This is a genomic window from Streptomyces luteosporeus (genome assembly GCF_039532865.1).
Classification (GTDB): Bacteria; Actinomycetota; Actinomycetes; order Streptomycetales; family Streptomycetaceae; genus Streptomyces; species Streptomyces luteosporeus.
Genome location: NZ_BAAASL010000085.1, coordinates 1 through 536, shown reverse-complemented (window position 1 = coordinate 536; position 536 = coordinate 1). Strand labels below are relative to the sequence as shown.

1 protein-coding gene is annotated in these 536 nt (G+C 65.1%); it reads left to right on the top strand.

The annotated features are described in order from the left end of the window. Nucleotides 1-15: 15 nt before the first annotated feature. On the top strand, nucleotides 16-536 hold a 521-nt coding region (locus tag ABD361_RS30550), incomplete at its 3' end, for a helix-turn-helix domain-containing protein (RefSeq protein WP_425583379.1).

Below are 536 nucleotides of genomic sequence, written 5' to 3'. Positions count from 1 at the left end.
ATTCCAGAACAAGGCGTGGCCACTCTGCCTGATGAGGCTTGGGAGCGTGCGCGCCGTCGTGCGGAGATCATCAGTCCGTTGGCGCAGTCGGAGACGGTCGGGCACGAAGCGGCCGATATGGCGGCTCAGGCGCTGGGCTTGTCTCGGCGCCAGGTATACGTTCTGATCCGGCGTGCCCGGCAAGGCAGCGGCCTCGTGACGGATCTGGTGCCCGGCCAGTCCGGTGGAGGTAAAGGTAAGGGGCGCTTGCCGGAACCGGTCGAGCGCGTCATCCACGAGCTACTGCAAAAGCGGTTCCTGACCAAGCAGAAGCGCAGCCTAGCGGCCTTTCACCGCGAAGTCACTCAGGTGTGCAAGGCTCAAAAACTGCGAGTGCCGGCGCGCAATACCGTGGCCTTACGGATCGCTAGCCTTGACCCGCCCAAGGTCATCCGCCGGCGGGAAGGCCAGGATGCCGCTCGTGACCTACAAGGTGTGGGCGGCGAGCCTCCTGCCGTGACCGCGCCGCTGGAGCAGGTGCAGATAGACCATACGGT